11 protein-coding genes are annotated in these 19,586 nt (G+C 65.4%); 6 read left to right on the top strand and 5 right to left on the bottom strand.

Annotation, left to right across the window (positions count from 1 at the left end; translation table 11 throughout):
* Positions 1-205 precede the first annotated feature (205 nt).
* From GXY35_11100 to GXY35_11090, 3 genes are all read left to right on the top strand, one after another.
* On the top strand, positions 206-2,185 hold the full coding sequence (locus tag GXY35_11100; protein NLW95123.1) for a hypothetical protein: 1,980 nt from the start codon (positions 206-208) through the stop codon (positions 2,183-2,185).
* Positions 2,186-2,491: 306 nt separating this feature from the next.
* Entirely contained in the window at positions 2,492-4,927 is a 2,436-nt protein-coding gene (locus GXY35_11095) for a hypothetical protein (protein NLW95122.1), read from the top strand.
* Between the two features lie 15 nt (positions 4,928-4,942).
* Positions 4,943-7,411 (top strand): tetratricopeptide repeat protein, encoded by a 2,469-nt coding sequence (locus GXY35_11090; GenBank protein ID NLW95121.1) that lies wholly within the window; start codon positions 4,943-4,945, stop codon positions 7,409-7,411.
* Here the strand turns inward: GXY35_11090 and GXY35_11085 are convergent.
* Both GXY35_11085 and GXY35_11080 read right to left on the bottom strand, forming a co-directional pair.
* Entirely contained in the window at positions 7,363-10,227 is a 2,865-nt protein-coding gene (locus tag GXY35_11085; GenBank protein NLW95120.1) for a YfhO family protein, read from the bottom strand. The two genes, GXY35_11090 and GXY35_11085, sit on opposite strands and share 49 nt — an antisense overlap.
* 2 nt (positions 10,228-10,229) lie before the next feature.
* Positions 10,230-10,982 carry a glycosyltransferase family 2 protein gene (locus GXY35_11080; protein NLW95119.1) on the bottom strand — a complete coding sequence of 251 codons (753 nt, stop codon included), beginning with the start codon at positions 10,980-10,982 and terminating at the stop codon, positions 10,230-10,232.
* Positions 10,983-11,107: 125 nt separating this feature from the next.
* Between GXY35_11080 and GXY35_11075 the strand changes: the two genes are divergently transcribed.
* Together GXY35_11075 and GXY35_11070 are read left to right on the top strand one after the other, a co-directional pair.
* Positions 11,108-12,538 carry a radical SAM protein gene (locus GXY35_11075; GenBank protein NLW95118.1) on the top strand — a complete coding sequence of 477 codons (1,431 nt, stop codon included), beginning with the start codon at positions 11,108-11,110 and terminating at the stop codon, positions 12,536-12,538.
* A gap of 83 nt (positions 12,539-12,621) precedes the next feature.
* Entirely contained in the window at positions 12,622-13,545 is a 924-nt protein-coding gene (locus GXY35_11070; GenBank protein NLW95117.1) for an NAD(P)-dependent oxidoreductase, read from the top strand.
* Positions 13,546-13,551: 6 nt separating this feature from the next.
* On the opposite strand, the gene wecB is transcribed toward GXY35_11070, so the two are convergent.
* Positions 13,552-14,703 carry a UDP-N-acetylglucosamine 2-epimerase (non-hydrolyzing) gene (wecB, locus tag GXY35_11065; GenBank protein ID NLW95116.1) on the bottom strand — a complete coding sequence of 384 codons (1,152 nt, stop codon included), beginning with the start codon at positions 14,701-14,703 and terminating at the stop codon, positions 13,552-13,554.
* A 286-nt stretch (positions 14,704-14,989) separates the two neighbouring features.
* Here wecB and GXY35_11060 point away from each other — a divergent pair, with 286 nt between their 5' ends.
* Complete coding sequence (locus GXY35_11060) at positions 14,990-16,576, top strand: PQQ-like beta-propeller repeat protein (GenBank protein ID NLW95115.1); 1,587 nt, start codon at positions 14,990-14,992, stop codon at positions 16,574-16,576.
* Positions 16,577-16,588: 12 nt separating this feature from the next.
* On the opposite strand, the gene GXY35_11055 is transcribed toward GXY35_11060, so the two are convergent.
* Together GXY35_11055 and GXY35_11050 are read right to left on the bottom strand one after the other, a co-directional pair.
* Positions 16,589-17,512: a polysaccharide deacetylase family protein gene (locus tag GXY35_11055; GenBank protein ID NLW95114.1), complete on the bottom strand. Its 924-nt coding sequence runs from the start codon at positions 17,510-17,512 to the stop codon at positions 16,589-16,591.
* Positions 17,505-19,235 (bottom strand): carbamoyl transferase, encoded by a 1,731-nt coding sequence (locus tag GXY35_11050; GenBank protein NLW95113.1) that lies wholly within the window; start codon positions 19,233-19,235, stop codon positions 17,505-17,507. The genes GXY35_11055 and GXY35_11050 overlap by 8 nt, the downstream gene beginning before the upstream one ends.
* Positions 19,236-19,586 lie beyond the last annotated feature (351 nt).

Here is a 19,586-nt window from a genome sequence, read left to right as displayed (position 1 = left end):
TCCAGGGACGAGCAAACCTCAATTTGGCGCTGTTTACGTATGTCGTGTATAAATCCGGAGAGCTTGTGCCCGGCTATTTGACTAAGCCCTTCGGCGGAAAGCCCACACTTTTTGTTGCATGATCCCCTGCGTTGCCGTCGGCCGGCCGCGGCCCGCGGGGACGGCGGCGTGGAGCGGACGGCCGCGCTGTGGTAGAATGCCTCTGATGGGCGCAGCGCATGGATCGGAACGGAGACGCGCCCGCGCCGTGATCGCGGGCGATCTGCTGGCACTCGCCTTCTGCGCGGGGTGGCCGCTTCTCTCCCCCGTTTCGGGCGGGCCATGGATGCCGCACCTGCTCCTCCGCGCGGGAAACGCGCTCCACGACTGTGCGGCGCTCGCCTTGATCTTCTTCGTCCCCGGGACCGCGCTCGTGCTTTCCTTTTCAAGGCGAAACGCGATGCCCCTGTCCGAGCTGCTCGCCTGCGGCTTCGCGGCGAACGTCGCGTACCTCGTTGCCGCCACCTCGCTGATCAAGCTTGGCGGCACCGCGGTGGACCGACCGATCCTTCTCTCCGTCATGGCGTTTGCGGCGGGCGCCTCGCTGCTCTGGCTCCTCCATTCCCGGAGGCACCCCCGTGTAATGAACGACCTGCCGTTTTCGCTTCTCTTTTGCGCCGCTGCCGTAATTTTATTCATCCTGCTCTTCGCCTTCCTCAGCGGCTACACCTCCCTCGGCCCCCAGGACCACTGGCTGATCGAGCAGGCAGCGCGCATCCGTTTCCCCGGCAAACCCCTGCCGCTTTCGCTCCGTTATGAAGGCGGCGGCGCATCCATGGACGGGCGCTTCGTGGAGCTCCCCCGGGGCGAGGGGCGGGCCTTGATCACCAATACAAGGCCGGAGGAGATGACGGCGACGGTCGGGTACCTCGTTCGCTCCGCAGTCCCCGGGGAATTCACTGTCGCGGCGGGGCAGGCCGAAAAGAACTATGCCGTCCCCGAGCCGTTCCTCGACCAGGGCCGGGCGGTTCGATTCCAGAACCAGGCGGTCGCGGCGCTGGAGCTCACGCTCCCGCCGGGAGAACGGGAGATCGTGCTCCGCTTCACGGACGCCTCGGGCTCGCCCGCCGCGTGCACCGTCCTCGACTTCACGGGCCTCACGCATGACCAGTTCTTGCGGGAGTTCGACAGGAGGTACCGCTTCGTCACGTGCGTCTTGATGTACGACATAATGGAGGCGGACGATTTCGCGTCAAACCTGGTTGAGCGCCCCTATATCTACCACAGCCCCGGCACTCCCGAGATGGAGGGCTATGCCGTGACGAACCCACCGCTGAGCTATATCTTCGGGTCGTTCGGCTATATTTTAATGGGGAGGGACATGGCGGCGATCAACAAGGTCGCCTACGCGGTGCTGGCGGCGCTCCTCTTCGTAAGCGTCTACCTTGCCCATGGCGCATGGGGCGCGCGCATTCCCATGGTCGTGGGCGCGCTGAGTCTGACCGTCGTCTTGACCGCCGGCGTATCTCTCCACTTCATGACTCACTTCATGGTTCTCTGTATCATGCTCGCCTTCTGTTGTATGTTCGAACAATCCCGCGGATGGTTTGTATTCTTCGCATTGATGGGGTGCTTCTCCGGGTGGGCGGGTTACTATTTCTGCGCGGCCGGCCTCCTGTGCTACGCCCTCTTGTGGCACGAATGGAAATGGGCACTCAGGCAATTCACGTATATCATCCTCTGCTTCGCCCTTTTCCTCCTCTGTCTCTTCGCCTACGGCCATTCAAAAGGGGTTCTGCGACCGTGGCTCAACATCATGCTCTGGGAGAACTTCAGCAGGTTCGGCACCGTGCTCCTCTACCAGCCCGGATCGCGGCCGTGTTTTTTGAGGTACGCCCTTATCTGTTCCGGTTTCCTCGCCCTGGCGTTCCCTTTCACGAACGACAGAAAGGGGTACTTCTTCCTCCTCTTCTCCGCCGTCTATTGCGCCACGCTCATGGCGGCGCCTGCGAACATGTGGAAGATCCACTACCTGACCACGCTGTCTTTCCCCCTGATGATCTTCGGAGGGCGCGGGCTGGGGCATGCCTTGAACGGGGGGGGCAGAGCCGCACTGTTCGCGAAAGCGGCGCTATGGGCATGCGCGATCATCGGCTTTGCGCACGTATGCCGCCTCGCGATGCACGGCACGCTTATACTCTGTTGAAACCCGCGGCGTCCATACTCCACAATCCCCGGCCGGCCTCGATCAACCGGCGCGGGGAACACAGATGTTCAGGGCGGACAGGGCTCCGAATAGTCGACAGGTCTGTTTTCGACCTTTAGCTTTCCGCCGCAGCGCTTCACTGTGCCTGCCCGGTGAGCTGCGGGGCGCGCGTTGAAGCCGATTTTTCGGAATCCGGGAAAAGCCCGGCGCTGCGCGGCCTTGACTCATGCCATCCCGATGTATGATACTAGGGCCCCGCGCAAGGGGTATCGCCATTCGTTCTCGCCAACGTTTCATGGGGGTCAGATGAATCGAAGAGATACGTGGCCGCTCATAGGGGTTCTGCTCATCGCAGCGGTGACTATCGCGCTGGAGCTGCTCCACACGCGCATCCTCGCCATACTGTACTGGAATCATATCGTCTATCTTATCGTTACCGTGGCCATGCTCGGCTTCGGCATCGGCGGCACGATCCTCGCCCTCTGCCGATGGCCGGCACGCCTGCAGCCGGAGCGTCTCCTCGGCGTCCTTTCGCTCGTCTTCGCCGCGACCATCGTCGTCAGCATGACGCTGGTGTGCCGGATAAGCATCGATCTCGAACATTCCCTCATGAGCTACCGGGAGCTCTACAAGATCGTCCTCAGCTATGCGGTCCTGGTGCCGCCGTACATCCTCGCCGGCTCCATCATCGCGATAGCGATCACCCGGTTCACGATGGCGATCGGCACGATCTACTTCTTCAACATGGCGGGCTCCGCCCTGGGGTGCTTCATCTTTCTCTACCTGATCGGGCCGGTGGGGGGAGAGACTCTCCTCTTCCTCCTGGCCCTGCTCGCGGCGTGCGCCTCCCTCTGCTTCAACCGGCTCCGCAAGGACGGCCTGGCCGCAGCGACGATCGCCGTATTCATAGGGATAGCGGCGATCGGCGCCCAATGGAAAACCAGCCTGATCGAGATACGGCCGGAGAGGCACAAGGAGCTCGCCCACGTGTATCACAGGCCGGTGGCGCGGGTGGAATATACCAAGTGGCATCCCCTCACCCGGGTGGATGTATCCTCCTGCCCCGGCACCGACCTTCGGTTCCTCACCCCCACCTCCATCGACTACAAGCTCATCACTCAGGACGGGACTGCGAACACGTTCATGATGCGCCTCCCGCCCGGCCCTCTCCCTCAGGTTTCCTCGTACCACATAAACTGCCTCGCATACGCTCTCGTAAAAAATCCCGAGGTGCTCGTCATCGGCGTAGGGGCGGGGCCTGATATTGTGTGGGGTCTCGAACGAGGGGCTCGGCACATCACCGGCGTGGACATAAATCCCGTCATCATCGACGTGGGGAAAAGGATCTTCAAGGATTTCAACGGGGATATATTCAACAGGAAAAACGTGGAGATCATCGAATCGGAGGGACGCGATTACGTCAGGAGCACCTCAAAGACTTTCGACATCATCCAGATGACGGGAGTCGATACCTTCGCGGCGCTCTCGTCAGGGGCCTATGTCCTCTCGGAGAATTACCTTTACACGGTTGAGGCGGTCGAGGATTACTTGAAGAAGCTCACGCCCGGCGGCGTCCTCGCCATCTCCCGGTGGCGTTGGACAGTCCCGCGGGAGCATCTACGATTGTGCAGCGTCGGGATCCGCGCCTTTGAGAGGCTCGGGGTTGCCGATCCCGACAAGCATATTGCCGTCCTCGAGCTTCCCACATGGGGCGTCACGCTCTTCAAGAAGAGCCCGTTCACGGAGGATGAACTCCGGACGCTTTCTGATCCGGCCAAAGTCGGCGAGATCAAGCTTGCCTATCCATCGGATTCACCGTCCAGCCCCTATACCCAACTCTTTCGACATTGGAGGGGCGGGACACTGGAATCCTTCTATCAGCAGTATCCCTACAAGGTCTCCCCCGTCTACGACGACAGGCCCTTCTTCTTCGAGGACACCAAGTGGGAAAACGCTCTCATGAGCGAGGTGCGAAGAGATCGCCCGGCGGACGACATGCAGGATTTCGCCCGCGGGAACTGGGCCATTTTCACCCTGCTGATGCTGGTGCTGCAAGTTGCCGTCGCGGTGATTTTATTCATCATCATCCCGCTCCTCGGCTTCAAGAAGGAAGGGCTCACGATGCGCGGAAGCTGGCACTTCGTCGCGTACTTCCTCGCCATCGGGATTGGATTCATGTTCATAGAGATTAGTTTCATGCAGAAGCTTGTGCTCTTCCTCGGCCATCCGATCTACTCCATCGCACTTGTGCTCTCCTCGATACTGTTGTTCTCCGGCTTGGGAAGCCTCGTGTCCGGATTTGTGCGCACCGCGAAGCTGGCGCTCATCGCGGTTGCGGTCTCGGCCATCGTGCTTCTGCTGGCGGTGTGCTTCTTCTTCTTCGACGATCTCTTTCGCTCTTTTTCAGGCTCTTCGAGCTTCGTGAAAATCCAGGTCTCGCTGGCGATACTCGCTCCGCTGGGGTTTTTCATGGGCATGCCATTCCCATCGGGGCTGACCATTCTCAAACAGCGCGCCCGGTACGAATCGCTCATCCCATGGGCGTGGGGAATAAACGCCGGCGCGTCCATTCTCGCTTCCGTCATCAGCATCATCTTTGCGATCGAGCTCGGCTTCTCCTTCGTCATGCTCCTCGCGGCGGTCATCTATGCTCTCGGATCTCTCGTGTTCATCATCGGAAACGCGCGAAGACGCCATCCCGCTCTAGATCACGGGGGGATGCCCCTTTCCGCCCCCACTTGAGATTCCAATAGCGCCATGAACCTGAGGCTGTGGACGATCTCCCTGGTCGCCCTCCTCTTCCTGGTCTGCGCGTTCATCTTCGGACGCGCCCGTCGGGCCACGCATGTCTCCTACAATGTGCAGGGGCGCCTCCTGATCGAGGAGGGGAAGTACCGGGAGGCGGCCGCCGCCCTCGAGAACGCGGTGAAGCTCGACCCCTCCTACGCGGACGCCCACCACCACCTCGGCATCGCCTACGGGAAGCTCGGCAGGCTCGACGACGCCGAGCGCTCCCTCCGGGACGCGATTCTGCGCGGGGGGGATGTCGCCGAGGTCCGTTTCAACCTCGGCACGGTGCTCGAGGCCCGCGGCGAATACAAGGCGGCGATCGAGGCGTACGAGCAGGCGGAGGGGCTCAAGACGGACTACCGCAGGGCGAGGAAGGCGCGCGCGCGCGTCCACTGCGCGATGGGGAAGGAGGCGCTCTACGCGGGCCGCTTGGACGAGGGGGAGCGGATGCTCCGCGCGGCGCTCGACATCGACCAGGATTCCGTCGAGGCGCACTACGCCCTCGCCAAGCTCCGGATGCGGGAGGGGAAACTCGGCGAGGCGATCGACCGCTTCACGCTCATCACGAACCTCGCGCCGGGGATCGAGATGAAACCCGTCCTGGTCCAGGCGTACCGCAACGTCGCCGAGATGCAGGAGCGGCTGCAGAGGCACCGGGAGGCGGCGGACGCCTATCGGCGGAGCCTTGCCCTCGCCCCCGACGACGCGCGCGCCCGGCACGCACTCGGCGCCGCCCTCATCCGGCTCGGCGAATACCGCGAGGGTGCGGAGGAGATCCGGAAGGCGCGCCGGGCCGATCCCGCCATCCCCGCCGACGAGCCCCTCGCGCGGGAGCTCGCCGAACAGGCGACGGAACTCACGGCGGAAGGCGCTTTCGCGGAAGCGCACGAGAGGCTGGAAGCGGCCGCGGCGGTTGATCCCGCGACGGATCTCTCCGCGGAAACGGCAGGCCTCCTCTACGCCGAGGGGGTCGCCCACGAGGAGCGTGGCGAGACGGGGCGCGCGATCGAATGTTACCGGAAGGCCGAGGAGCTGGATCCCCGCATCGACGGCCTCGATCTGCGTCTCGCCCGTCTCCTCGGGAAGCATGGCCCCCCCGGCGACGCGATCCCCCGCTACGAGGCGCTGCGGGTGCGCGATCCAAACAACCCGGAGTGGAGCCGCCTCCTCGGGGAGCTATATCTCTCCGCCGGGGAACATGAGAAGGCGCTGGCAGCATTCGAGGCCCTCGGCGACGAAGGCCGCGAGCGTTCGCGCGACGTGCTCGTCGCCTGGGCGGCCGCCGCCGCAGGGAAAGGAAACCTGGACGCGGCGATCCCCCTCTACCGGCGGGCGCTCGCCCTCGACCCGGCGGACGACACACTGCGCACAGAGCTCTGCCTCGCCCTCTCCAGGCGGGGCCTCCACGAGGAGGCGGTCGTTGGGATGAAGGAGATCCTGACTCGCAAACCCGCCCCGGAGATCCCGCGCATCCTGCAACTCGCCTGGCATGAACACAGAGGCTCGGTGCGGCGGATCGAAGATGCCTGCATTGTCGAAGGGAAGGACGGGCTTGAGGGAAGGCACACGTGGGAGTTCGTGCAGAGGCATATGCAGAAGCCCGAGGAGATCCTGCTCGGCGCCCTGACCGTGCAGGCGGGGAAGGAGCATTTCGCACCGGGGAAGGCGTTCCCCCCGGACCATCCCGCGCTCATGCGGATCAGATATCTCGGCCCGGACTCCCAAAATTCCCCGGTGACGCTGCTGCTCACGCACGACGGCGGCGCGCAGATCAGGGTCTTCCTCCCCATCCTGAGACCCTACCAAGAGGTCTACCCCGACATCAACGGCTTCACCTACTACGGCTACTACGGGGGCCGGCTCCAGGAACCCGCGCGCGTCCTCTTCCCGGGTGGAATACCGCACGAGCTGGGATTCCATTACGCCATGGGCATCATCCTCCGGAATGCCGGGGCGCGCGACGAGGCGGCCGGTTTCGCCTCCTTGATCACCGATGCCGGACGCGCGTACGACCTGATGGGCCATCTGGACACCGCCGAGACGTGCCTGCGATGGGCGGTGGAGATCGATCCGTCCTCATACAAGGCGCAGTTGTGCCTGGGCGAAACGCTCTTCTACAGGGGGAAGCTCCGGGAGGCTTTGGAGCCCACGCGGAAGGCCGCTGCCCTCCTGCCCTCAAGCCCCACGCCGATAAATAATCTCGGCGCGATCTACATGAAAATGGGGTCGAAGTATGCGCCGCTCGCCGAGGCATCGCTGCTCCGGGCGATCGAGCTTCACGATGGCTACCATACCCCCTGCCACAATCTCACCGTTCTCTACGAGAGGATCGGCGACACGAGGCAGGCCCGGTTCTGGCGCGACAGGCAGGGAAAGGTCGCCGGGCTCTACATCAAGGATGACGGTTTGATGGTCGTCGAGCCGGGGAGGCGCTGACCGGGGGAGCGCCGCCTTCCTGCTCCTCTCCGGAACCCCGCGACGACGCCGGCGGAGAGGAGAAACCCGAGGGAGATGCTGATCCCCGCCCCGACGGCGACCGATCTGGGCCTGAACCGGATCACCACGCGATGCTCGCCGGCAGGGACGAAGACCGCCCTGAATGCGTAATCCGCCCGGTAGAGCTTTGCCGCCTTCCCGTCGACGGTCGCCTCCCACCCCGGGTAATGAATATCGCTCAGGAAAAGAATCCGGTCGCCCAGCGCGCGGACACTCAGCTCGACCCGGGCGGGGGAATAGTCCGTGATCTCGACCTCCCCCGCGCCCGATCCCGGCCCCGTGCGCCCGAGCGCGGAGGGGGGCGGATCCTCTTCGAGGATGACGATGCGGGAAAGGTCGACGGCGCCGCCGAGGAGCAGGTCGAGGGCGTGCTGCGGGCCCTCGGCGACAATCGCGGATTCCGCGAGGAAGGCGCGGGGGAGCGCGTCCCGGTTCTCGTAGATGATGATCCCGTGCGCAGGGTCCCTGAAGACGGGGGTGAACCGGCGCCGGATTCGTTCCTCGATCTCCCCGCGGTCCCCCGGAAGGAAGAGCACGCCCGTCACGGCGAGGAGCCCGTCCGCGCAAAGATACCTCACCGTGACCGCGTCGAACCGCGGCGCCCCGTGCAGATTCAAGACGCCCCTGAAGCGCGCCCCCTCCACGGCGTTCCCGTCCCAGTCCCTTTCCACCCATCTGTCTTGCGCGGCGGGTCGGCTGTGTGCGACGGGAGTCTTGCGGCCCGCGGAGAGCGCCCGGAACACCTCGGCCGTGTGTACGCCCGCCCTGACCGGGACGACCGCCACCTCCCTCCCCCCGGCTTGAAGAACGATTTCGGCCACCGCCTCCCCTTGGGCAGCGCCCGCGGCCCCTTCCAGGAACGACTCCAGCACGATCGCGCCGGCGGAGACGGTGCGCCCCGCCGGCAGCGTCGCGGACTCACCGGCACGGAGGTGGATCTCGTGGGGGTCCTGATAGATCACCTCGCACGGAACACGCAGCGCGCCCTTGCTCACGATGAAGCGCACCCCGAAAAGGTCGACGACCGGGGAGAGGAAGTTCCGCACCTCGGCCTGGTAGGAGCCGCGCTCCCTGAACATCTCATGGCGCCTGTTCATCGCCTTGATCAGGCCGTCGTAGCGCTCGACCCTGAGCGGCCCGCGCGCCTGGATGTCGTACAGACCGAAGTAGTTGGAAAGCTCGGGGTACAGCATCGAAACGGCATCGTCGTCGGGAAACGCCGTCGCGTAGTTGCGGCGCGCCCCGTTGTAGGAGAAGAAGCGCGCGAGGCCGGCGCGTTCCCGCAGGAATCGGGCCGTCGCCGGGACCGCGTACTTCTCCTTGAAGTCGACGAACGAGATGTAGGAGAAGCAACCGCACGCCTCGGTGACCGAAAGCCCGGCGAGAAGCGCCGCCGTCAGCCCCTTCCCGACGAAACCGAGGGCCCTCCCGACGGCGATCGTCGCCGCCGCGAGCGACGCCACCACGAGGAGGCGCAGGCCCGAGAGGGAGAGGGGGACGAGGGCGAACGGGCGAACGGCCGCCTCTCTCCCGAGCCATAGGAGGGCCGCGCAGAGGAACAAGGCCGCGAAGAAGAAGCACTCCCTCCCCCGCCTGCCCTTCCGCGCGCCGAGGCCGTCAAGCCCCATCCCCGCCATCAGCGAGATCGGGAGCGGGAGGAGCCATAGAAACCTGACCGGAGCGTGGAACCGCGTCGCGCCGGGCATCCAGCGGTGGAAGAGGTAGAAGAGCGGGGTCCGATCGCCGAGCGCCAGGAGCAGCGCGAGGGCGCATACCGCGGCGAGGAGCAACGCGAGCCGCCTTCGCGGGACGGCGACGAGGGAGTAGAGGGCCAGGGCGATGCCGCCCGCGCCCATGTAGAACGTGGAGCTCCAGTTCGCGGCGAAGAACGAATCCCATGGCCTGCCCGAGAGCAGCGATTCCAGGGCGATCTCCTTGGGGAGCGGGAATATCGCCGCCTCCTCGAAGGTGAACGGCTTGTACGATACCTGACCGCTCAACTCGCGGAGGGGGAGGAGCAGCGCGGAGGCCGCGAGCGTGCCGAGGACGAGAGCCGCGGCGAGCCCGAGGATGCGGACGGCGCACGCCGCGACGCCGCCGTTCCCGCGGCGGGGGCGAAGGAGGCAGAGGGCGAACGGCGCCGCGAGGAACATCATGACGTAGGTGCTCTGGATGTAGGTGAACATCTGGAGCCCCCAGACGAGCGAGAGCGGAAGGAGCCATCGCCGCCCCCCCTCCTCGGCGTAGCGCGCGACGAACAGGAGGATGAGCGGGAGCCAGTGCCAGGGCCAGACGGCATTGATGAGGAGGAAGCCGAAGATCGCGGGGAACGAGAAGGCGTAGATAAAGGAGGCAACGGTCGCCCCCGCGCGAGAGAGGCGGAGCGTCCGGCAGAGACCGTAGAGCGACACCGCACCGAGGAGCAGGTGCCCGATCACGATCGAGGCGAAGTTGAACGGCGCGGGGAGAAGGCTGAGGAGGAGGGTGACCGGATAGGCGACGGTGTATTGGGGGTCCGCGAAGAGCACCATCCCCGCCTGGGAGCACGGCGACCAGAGGGGAAACTCGCCCCGGAACAGCGCCTCCCGGATGAATTGGAGGGCCGGGATGTAGGAGAGGTAATCCTCGTACAGGTGCCCGGGGTCCCGTATGACGGGGATCTGCCCGAGAAAGAGCAGCCGCGCCCAGAAGAGGAGCACGGCGGCGATCAGAAGGGAGACGGGGAGCGTATCGCGGGATCCTTCGGACCGGTGCATGCTCAGACGCCGAGTTTGAAGCGGACGATCATCCGTGCGTACTCCCTGATGTTCCTGAGTATCTTCATCTTGCTCGGCCCCAGCTTGATGCCGTAGAGAAGGACCGTGGAGGTTTCGGAGAACCGGATACGGGGCGGAGGGAGCCGGTGGAGCTTGATGAGGAGCTCCGCCATGCTGGTGAAGCCGGGGGCCTCGAATATCCTCTCCCCGTATCGGTCGAACGCGCGGCGCAGCGCCGACGGACGGTAGATCCGGTAGAAGATCGTGTAGTCGGTGATCCCGGGGACGTGGAAGAGGGCCGTCAAGACGAACCGCGCCATCCAGCTCAGGCACAGGCGCCCGGGCGGGACGTTCCGCACCACGCTGCCGGGCCTGTAGCGGGACGCAACCACCACGTCGTACCCCTTCTCGATCTCGGTGAGGAGATCCTCGATATGGGCGGGCTGGTGCGTGTTGTCGGCGTCCATGGTGAGGATGCAGTCATCCTCCCCGGCCTCCTCCAGGGCTCGCGTGAAGCCGGAGTGGAAGGCCCTGTCGACCCCCCTGTTGACGTCGTGTCGCACGAGCTCCGAGGGGATCCTCCCCGCCGCGCTCAACACCTTCTCCCCCGTGCCGTCCGTGCTCCCGTCGTCCACGACGATGATCCGGTACCGCCTGCCTTTCAGCGACGGGCGCGCCATCACCGCGGCGATCGAATCCATCAGCTCGACGATGCAGTGCGCCTCGTTGTACGCGGGGAGAACGATGAAGAGCATGCGTGTATCCTGCCGTTGTACCGCGGGCGTGCGCGGCCCTGTCGATTCCCGCGCCGGCCCCCGGAAGAATTACGAATGGCTCTGTGTCCCGTCATACTATACAATAGGGTCCAAGGAGTCAATCCGTGAGCGACATCGTCCTCATCTATCCTCCGCTCAGGCGGGGCGAGGTATACGGTCCCTACGAGAACGCGGAAAACGTCCTGCCCCCCCTGGGCCTCGCGTCCCTCGCCGCCGTCTGCCGGGAGGCGGGGAAGACGGTTTCCGTGATCGATGCCGTCGCCGAGCGCCTCTCCCTGGAGGAGACGGCGAGGCGCGCGGCGGCGCTGCGCCCCGCGGCGGCGGGGATCAGCGCGGCCACCGTGGCCATAGAAAACGCGGGCCTCCTTGCGGGCCTGCTCAAGGAGCGCCTCCCGGGGATTGCGGTCCTTGTGGGCGGCCCCCACGTGACCGCCGTCCCCGAGAAGACCCTCTCCCTCTTCGGCTCGTTCGACATCGCCGTCGTCGGCGAGGGCGAACGGACCCTCCTCGAGCTGCTCGAGACGCTCCGGCGCGACGGTGATCTCGCATCGGTGCGGGGGATCGCATTCAGGAGCGGCGGAGGGGTGACCGTGACGCCGCCGCGCCCCTTCATTGAGGACCTCGACACGCTCCCGATGCCCGCCTACGATCTGCTCCCGGACCTGGCGCGCGTCTACCGGCCGGCCGCGCACAACTTCAAACGGCTCCCCTCGACGTCGATGATCACCTCGCGGGGATGCCCCGGCAGGTGCATCTTCTGCGATCTGAAGACCTTCGGGAACAGGTGCCGGAGGAACAGCATCCCGTACGTCATGCGGGTCGTGGAGCAACTGACCGGGCGGTTCGGCATCCGCGATCTACGCATTCCGGACGACACCTTCGTCATCAGCAGGCGGCACGTCCTCTCCTTCTGCAACGAGATCCTCGCCCGCGGGCTGGACATAAGCTGGTCCTGCCAGGCGCGCGTCAACATGGTGGACCCCGAGCTCCTCGGGGCGATGAAAGGCGCCGGGTGCTGGCAGATCGACTACGGCATCGAGAGCGGCAGCCAGAGAATCCTGGATACGCTCCGGAAGGGGATCACCCGGGAACAGGCGCTCCGGGCGCTCCGTTGGACGAGGGCCGCCGGCATCCAGACCAAGGGCTACTTCATGCTGGGGAGCCCGGGGGAGACGGCCGAGACGATCCGGGAGACGATCCTGTTCGCCCGCGAGGCGGCGCTCGACAGCTTCCAGGTGAGCTTCTTCACCCCGTTCCCGGGAAGCCCCGTCTACGACGAGATCTCCGCGCACGGCGTCCTGGAGGAGCAGTGGGGAAGCATGAGCATCTGGAACCCGGTCTTCGTCCCCCGCGGGATGAGCAAGGCCCAGCTGGTGGCCGCCTCACGCCGCGCCCTGCGCTCGTTCTATTTGAGGCCCCGGACGATCCTTCGCTACCTCACGAGGATCCGAAGTCTGGGCGGGCTGTGCAACGTCGCGAGGAGCGGGATGCTCGTGGCGAGATACATGTTCGGGCGGCGCGCGGCAGGGGCCTGACGAGCGCGGGGGTATTTGGCCTTGTCTTCCCCCTGTCGTGTGATAGGATGAAAACCCTGTCGCGCCGTGGAGGATACGAACCGATGAAGATTCTTGTCACCGGGGGCCTCGGGACGGTCGGGGCCCCGCTCGCCGACGAACTCCGCCGGAGGGGCCACGAGGTCTGGGTAACCGACCGCCTGCATCATCACGGGCTCGATGGGCGCTACTACCTCCGCTGCGACATCGGCTACGCCCGCCAGGTGCAGGAGATCTTCGAGCGGCAGCCGTTCGATTTCGTCTACCACCTCGCCGCGGAGTTCGGGCGTCGCAACGGCGAGGATTTCAACGAGAACCTCTGGCAGACCAACGTCGTCGGCACCAAGAACATCATCCGCGCCCAGGAGAAGCACCGTTTCCGGATGGTCATCACCTCCAGCTCCGAGGTGTACGGGGACTACAAGGGGCTGATGACGGAGGACGTCTGGGCGAAGGTGATGATCCGGCAGCTCAACGACTACGCCATCACCAAGCACGTCAATGAGCTCCAGGTGCTGAACTCGGCCGACCGCGCCGGCACCGAGACGGTGCGCGTGCGCCTCTTCAACACCTACGGGCCCGGCGAGTACTACTCCGAGTACCGGAGCGCCATCTGCCAGTTCATCTACCGTGCGCTCTTCGGCCTCCCGATCCAGGTCTACCTCAACCACCACCGCCAGTCCACCTACATCGACGACGCGGTGCGGACGATGGCCAACATCTCGGAGCGGTTCACGCCCGGGGAGGCGTACAACATCTGCGGGGACGAGTACCACGACATCAAGAGCCTCACCGATATGATCTTCTCCCTGCTCAAGATGGACGACTCCCTCGTGGAGTACATCACGGTGGAGGAGCACAACACGCTGGACAAGAAGGGCGACAGCACGAAGGCCCGGCGCGACCTCGACCACCGCTACACGGTCAAGCTCGCCGAGGGGATCCCCCTCACGATCGCGTGGCAGAAGAAGACGTACGGCGTGAAGTAGGCCGCCTCACCGCGCCGGGACGGGGGGCGCGGCGACGATGCGCATGATCCTCTCGGCGGCGTGCCCGTCCCAGAGCTCCGGCACGCTCCCCCGCTTGACCTCGCCCCGCAGGATCTTCCCCGCCTCCCGCACGATCGCCTCCGGAGAGGTCCCCACGACGATGTTCGTCCCGATCTCCACGGTCACGGGGCGCTCCGTGTTCTCCCGCAGCGTCAGGCAGGGGACGCCGAAGACCGTCGTCTCCTCCTGTATCCCCCCCGAGTCGGTGAGGACGAACCGCGCGCCCCTGATCATGGCGGTGAACTCGAGGTACGGGAGCGGGTTTAGCGTCTGCACGCATCCCTCCCGCGGCGCCGCGCCCTCCGCAAGCGGGGGAAGATGCGCGCAGAGGCCGAACTCCGCGATCTGCCTCTGCGTCCGCGGGTGGGCGGGAAAGAGGATCGGGATCTTCCCCGCGATGTCGCAGAGCGCCTCGATGATGCCCTTGAACGTGGCGAGCTCGTCCACGTTGCTCGGGCGATGGAGGGTGAGGAGGGCGTAGCGGCCCTCGCGCCCCTCCAGAAACCTCGGGAGTTTCGCGGAGGGAAGCTGCGCGAGGAGCGTGTCGATCATCACGTTCCCGACGAAGAAGATCTTCTCCCGCGGGATCCCTTGCCGCAGGAGATTCGTCTCGGCGTCCCGGCAGGTGGTGAAGAGGAGGTCGGAGAGCGAGTCGGTGAGCGTCCTGTTGATCTCCTCGGGCATGGCGCGGTCGAAGCTGCGGAGCCCCGCCTCCACGTGCGCGATGAGCGGCCTTCGAAGCCCGGTGGCGGCGGGGGCGCGGTAGACCGCCTTGGACGCCGCGAGGGCGCAGGCGAGCGTCGAGTTCACATCGCCGACCACCACGACGATCTCCGGCGCGAGCTTCATGACGATCTTTTCGAACCCGGCGAGCACCCTGGCCGTCTGCTCCCCGTGCGCCCCGGAGCCCGCACCCAGGAATATGTCGGGCTCGCGCATGCCGAGCTGATCGAAGAAGGAGCGCGACATCTCGTAGTCGTAGTGCTGGCCGGTGTGCACCAGGGTGACGTCGAGGCCCGGGTGGGCCCCGGCGGCGTCGAGAAGCGGCGCCACCTTGACGAAGTTCGGCCGCGTCCCGGCGACGATGACCGCTTTCATGGTCCCCCTCTTGCGTCCGTTCCCATCGGCGACGAGGGTAGCATAACCGCGCGGCGATTCAACAGCGTTTCCGCCCTGGGACGAGGACCGGGAACGGCCCGGGCGCCGAAGAAGCGAGCCCCCGACCGGCCCACATCGCAGGCGGGCCCGACGGGGCACTCCTGCGAGGTGGGGCACCACCCCTTCCCCACGATGCTCAATCTCCCTGGTCTCAACGGTTGACTGAGTGGCGGCGGGCTCCTATACTGGTTACGCAGCCGGCGCTAACCCCCGCCACGGTGATGACATGAGACCGCGCAGCGTAGTAGCGTGCCTCCCGTTGTGCATCCTGCTGCTCCCCCCCCCGCTCCTCTCCCAACCCGCCGACTCCCCGTGGCCGATGTTCGGACACGATGCATCGCACACCGGTCGAGGGCAGACCGCGGGCCCGGCAGCTCCCACACTCCTTTGGAGTTATCGGGGCCTCCTCGCCGGTTCCCCCTCGATAGGCCCCGCCGGCGAGATATACACGAGAGGTTTTTCGTTGAACGATCTTGCATGCCTCGATTCGGACGGAATGCTCCTCTGGACATACCGATGCAGAGCGGACGTCTCCCCGTGGACCGGGGCTGCGGTCGCAATGGACGGCAGGGTGCACTTCGGCTCCGCGGATAACAACCTCTACTGCATCGGGTCGGACGGCGCCCTCTCCTGGAGCTATCGCACCTCCGCCCCCGCCTACACGTACCCATCGATTGACTCGGCCGGGAGGGTGTACTTCGGCGGTTGGGCCGGGCGCCTCTACTGCCTCTCCTCGGACGGCTCGCTCGAATGGTCCGCCGTCTCGGGGGGTTCACAATACACGTCCCCCTCCGTCGGACCGGACGGAAGGGTGTATCTGATGCTCAGCTTAAATGAGGTGCGGTGTATTTACCCCGGCGGTGGCCTGGCGTGGACATTCTTGGTTTCGACGTGGGCGAGCAGCAGCTCTCCGGTCGTGGAATCCTCCGGCAGCATCTATTTCGGGACAAGCGCTCCTGATTACCATTTATACCGCCTTGGCTCGGATGGCTCGCTCGAGTGGAGTTACGACACCTTCACCGAGGCCTCGCCCGCCATCGGCCCCGATGGGACGATATACGCGGGCTCGCATTATCAGAATCTTTACGCGCTTACGCCGTTCGGCGCCCTTGCATGGAGCTACCGTGCGGGAGGGCGCCTCGACGATTCTTCCCCCACCGTGGATTCGAACGGCACAATCTACATCGGGGGATATGAGAACCGGCTCTATGCCTTTACCTCCGCCGGATCGCTCTCATGGAGCTGTACGACGTACAATTTCCTCGCGCATTCCGCCCTGGGTCCGGAAGGGCGGCTCTATATCCCCGACGGGGGGCTTAGCGTCCTGTTCGCCCCGGCTCCTTCAATCACTCCCACTCCCACTTCCACTCCCACTCCCACGGGCATTCCGTCGCCCACGCCGCCCCCGCCGACGGCGACGCCGGACTGCGGCGTCGTGCTCGTGACGAACGGCGCGGAGTTCGGCCCCGGCGACCCGCTCACGCTGGGGATCAGGGTCTCCATCTCGATATGGGCGCGGTTCGACGCGTACCTCTTCGCCGTGACGCCGATCGGCACCTGGACCATCGGGCTTGACGGGACCGTCCTGACCGGGATCGCCCCCGTCGCGCGCCGCATCCCGCGTCTTGACGCGCCGTTCCGGATGACGGTCCTCGACGGGTTCCCCCTGCCGGCAGCGATCGCCGGCTGGACGACGCTCTACCTCGTCACGGTCCACGCGGGGCATATGCCCCCCGTGACCGACCCGTCACAGCTCACGATGAACACCCACTACGTCATCACCGTCGACCGGCGGACGATCGGGGTGCGGTAGGTTTACCCCCGCTCACGCCGCCCCCGCCGCGCGGACGAGCGCGCGCGTCTCCACCACGTCGTAGTGCCGCGTGATCGTTCCGAGGATCTCCCGGTAGAGCTCGGTCCTCCTGCTGAGCGGGATCGCCCTGAACGGCAGCAGGCGCATCCACTCCCCCCCGTCGTCCGCCAGCTCGCGCGCGTGGAAGACGTAGACGAGCGGCGTCCCCGCGGCGCGGGAGAGGAGCTCCCCCGCCCTGAAGACCGGCATCCCGAGCTGGAAGACGTAGCTCGCGTGGAACGGGAGCCGGAGGAACGGCATGGTGCTGATCGGCACCTCCGTGATTTCCATCCCTCCCCTCCGCCAGACGCGCGCCTCGTCCGGGTGATAGGGGGCGAGCGGCGCGGCGCCGTGCCGGGGATCCCCGTACGGGAACGATCTCCTCCCGGTGAGCCTGTTCAACGCCCGGTAGAGCGGGGAGATGAAGGTGGGGAGGATGGAGGAGTCGTATCCGTAGCCGAGTCCCTCCAGGATGCGCAGGATGGCGCCGTTCACGTTGTAGGTGGGTGCGCGGAACCCGAGGCACTTCTCCCCGGAGGCATTTTCCACCGCCTTCGTGCTGTCGGCGATGTCGGCTTCGATCTCTCGCGCGGGAAGCGCGGTGAAATCCGGCCGGTGGGACATGCTGTGGTTCGCGATCTCGTGCCCCGCCGCCCGCAGGGCGGCGACGAGCGCCGCGGTGCTCCTCCTCGCCGCGTCCCGGCCGGTGATGAAGAACGTCGCCCTGACGCGGTACTCGTCGAAGAGGGAGATGAATCGCCCGACGCTCGTCTGGAGGATCGGGTCCGGATCCCTCTCCAGATCGACGCCGCAGCTTGCCGCCATCGCCCCGACGCTGTCCAGGTCGACGTGGATGCAGGCCGGCGCCCTTCCCCTGGTGTGCTCTCCGTCAGGCATTGGCGGTCGCGGGGTTCTTCACCAAAAACGGGCCCATGGCGAGGAAGTCGATCTCCGACTTCACGAAGAAGCTCAACGCGTCGCCCGGGGTGCAGACGATCGGCTCCCCCTTGTCGTTGAACGAGGTGTTCAAAACGACCGGGACGCCGGTGATCCTGTCGAACGCCTCGATGAGGCGGTGGTAGATCGGGTTTTGCGACCGGCTCACCGTCTGGACGCGCCCGGTGCCGTCGACGTGGGTGATCGCGGGGATGACGCTTCGCTTCTCCGGCTTCACGTTATAGACCAGCAGCATGAACGGCGAGGGATGGGCGCTGTCGAAGTACTCCCCGCACCGTTCCTCCAGGATCGCGGGCGCGAACGGGCGGAACGGCTCCCGGTGTTTCACCCTGTGGTTGAGGATGTCCTTCATCTCGGCGCGACGCGGGTCCACGAGGATGCTCCGGTTGCCGAGGGCGCGGGGGCCGAACTCGAGGCGGCCCTGGAACCAGCCGAGGATTTTCCCGTCGGCGAGGAGGAGGGCGCACTCCTTCGCGATGTCGGCGGGGCGGGTGTACGCCTGCTTAAACTTGCGGAGCGCCTCCTCCATCTCGGCCTCCGTGTAGGAGGGACCGGTGTAGGCGTCCGTCATCACGAACCCCCTCGGGTTCCCGAGGGTTTCGTGCCAGATTTCGAACGCCGCCCCGAGGCCGGTGCCGTTGTCGCCTGAGGCGGGCTGGATGAAGATGTTCTGAAAGAGCCCGTCCTTGAGTATCACGCCGTTCATGACGCTGTTCAGCCCCACCCCGCCCGCGATGCAGATGTTCTTCGATCCCGTCGCCTTGTGGAGGTGGCGGGACATGTGCAGGGCCGCCTTCTCGAGCGCCGCCTGGAGCGCCGCGGAGAGATCTTCGTGCCGCTTTTCGATCGCGTCGTGGGAGCGGCGCGGCGGGCCGAAGGTGTTGACGAACTTTTCCGAGACCCAGTTGAGCCCGGCGTCGTGCGGGTTCACGCCGTTGCGCGGGTAGTCGAAGTAGCGCAGGTCGAGCGTGACGCGCCCCCCGTCCCCGAGGATGACGATTTTGTCGAACTCCTTCCCGTACACGGAAGGATCTCCGTAGGAGGTGAGGCCCATCACCTTCCCCTCGTCCTTCCCCGGCCTGAAGCCGAGGTAGTGGCTCATGGAGGCGTACAGGTACCCCATGGAGTGGGGGAAGTCGATCTGGTCGAGCTTGCGGATCCTGTTCCCCTCGCCCTTGAAGAAGCTCGTGCACGCGATCTCGCCGCTTCCGTCCACGATGAGGATCGCCGCGTCGTCGAACGGGGAGACGAAGAACGCGCTCGCCGCGTGCGAGATATGGTGGTTGACGTAGTGGAACTTGAAGCGCGGCTTCCGGCCCATCTTCCGGAAGACGTTCCTCGTGTGCGACGCCGCCTTCATCAGGTTGAACCAGGCGTTCCCGCGCGTCCCGTAGTAGTGGAGAGAATCGGGCAGGGCGCGGACGATCTGGGCGAGGCGCGTGTGGATCCCCACCCACGGCCTGAAGAAGAAGCCGACGTGCTCGACGTCCTCTATGCCGATCCCCCCCGCCTCGAGGCAGTACTGCATCGCGTTGATCGGGAACTCCCCGGTGTAGCGGCGCCGGACGAACTTCTCCTCCTCTGCGGCGGCGACGAGCTTCCCGTCCTGGACGAGCGCGGCGCCCGAGTTGTCTATGAAGCTCGAAAAACCGAGGATATTCATCAGTGTCTCCGCGCCAAGCGATTCCGTATAACAACGAGAATCGCTATATTACCACACGGCGGGATTCATGCAACGGCAATGCTCCCGGGCGATCTCGAGAAGCGGCTCCGGATGAATCATCCAGATGAACCCGATTAGATAATCCAGGGGAGTTTCCCCGACATTTGGCGCAGCATAATGATAACGTACGCTCGCTCAAGGCATAGCGAAGACAACAATCTGAAATAGGCTCATGACGGAATTTTGTGAGCCCAGGCCCATGGTTGGAAGCGTCCCATCCATGGGGTACAGGTTTGTATGATCTTGAGTTTCATGTACTCCTCGTCCCGATAGCCATAGGCACGACGGATC

The sequence above is a fragment of the Chlamydiota bacterium genome (genome assembly GCA_012729785.1).
Classification (GTDB): Bacteria; Auribacterota; Tritonobacteria; order UBA1439; family UBA1439; genus UBA1439.
Note: the sequence above shows the minus strand (reverse complement) of the source record. Positions and strands in the feature narration are given on the sequence as shown.

What these genes read in the sequence shown, in the direction of transcription:
- GXY35_11090 (NLW95121.1), top strand. Translation starts at nt 4,943, where the DNA reads ATGAACCTGAGGCTGTGGACGATCTCCCTGGTCGCCCTCCTCTTCCTG.
- GXY35_11085 (NLW95120.1), bottom strand. Translation starts at nt 10,227, where the DNA reads ATGCACCGGTCCGAAGGATCCCGCGATACGCTCCCCGTCTCCCTTCTG.
- GXY35_11060 (NLW95115.1), top strand. Translation starts at nt 14,990, where the DNA reads ATGAGACCGCGCAGCGTAGTAGCGTGCCTCCCGTTGTGCATCCTGCTG.
- GXY35_11095 (NLW95122.1), top strand. Translation starts at nt 2,492, where the DNA reads ATGAATCGAAGAGATACGTGGCCGCTCATAGGGGTTCTGCTCATCGCA.
- GXY35_11050 (NLW95113.1), bottom strand. Translation starts at nt 19,235, where the DNA reads ATGAATATCCTCGGTTTTTCGAGCTTCATAGACAACTCGGGCGCCGCG.
- GXY35_11100 (NLW95123.1), top strand. Translation starts at nt 206, where the DNA reads ATGGGCGCAGCGCATGGATCGGAACGGAGACGCGCCCGCGCCGTGATC.
- GXY35_11080 (NLW95119.1), bottom strand. Translation starts at nt 10,982, where the DNA reads ATGCTCTTCATCGTTCTCCCCGCGTACAACGAGGCGCACTGCATCGTC.
- GXY35_11055 (NLW95114.1), bottom strand. Translation starts at nt 17,512, where the DNA reads ATGCCTGACGGAGAGCACACCAGGGGAAGGGCGCCGGCCTGCATCCAC.
- GXY35_11070 (NLW95117.1), top strand. Translation starts at nt 12,622, where the DNA reads ATGAAGATTCTTGTCACCGGGGGCCTCGGGACGGTCGGGGCCCCGCTC.
- wecB (NLW95116.1), bottom strand. Translation starts at nt 14,703, where the DNA reads ATGAAAGCGGTCATCGTCGCCGGGACGCGGCCGAACTTCGTCAAGGTG.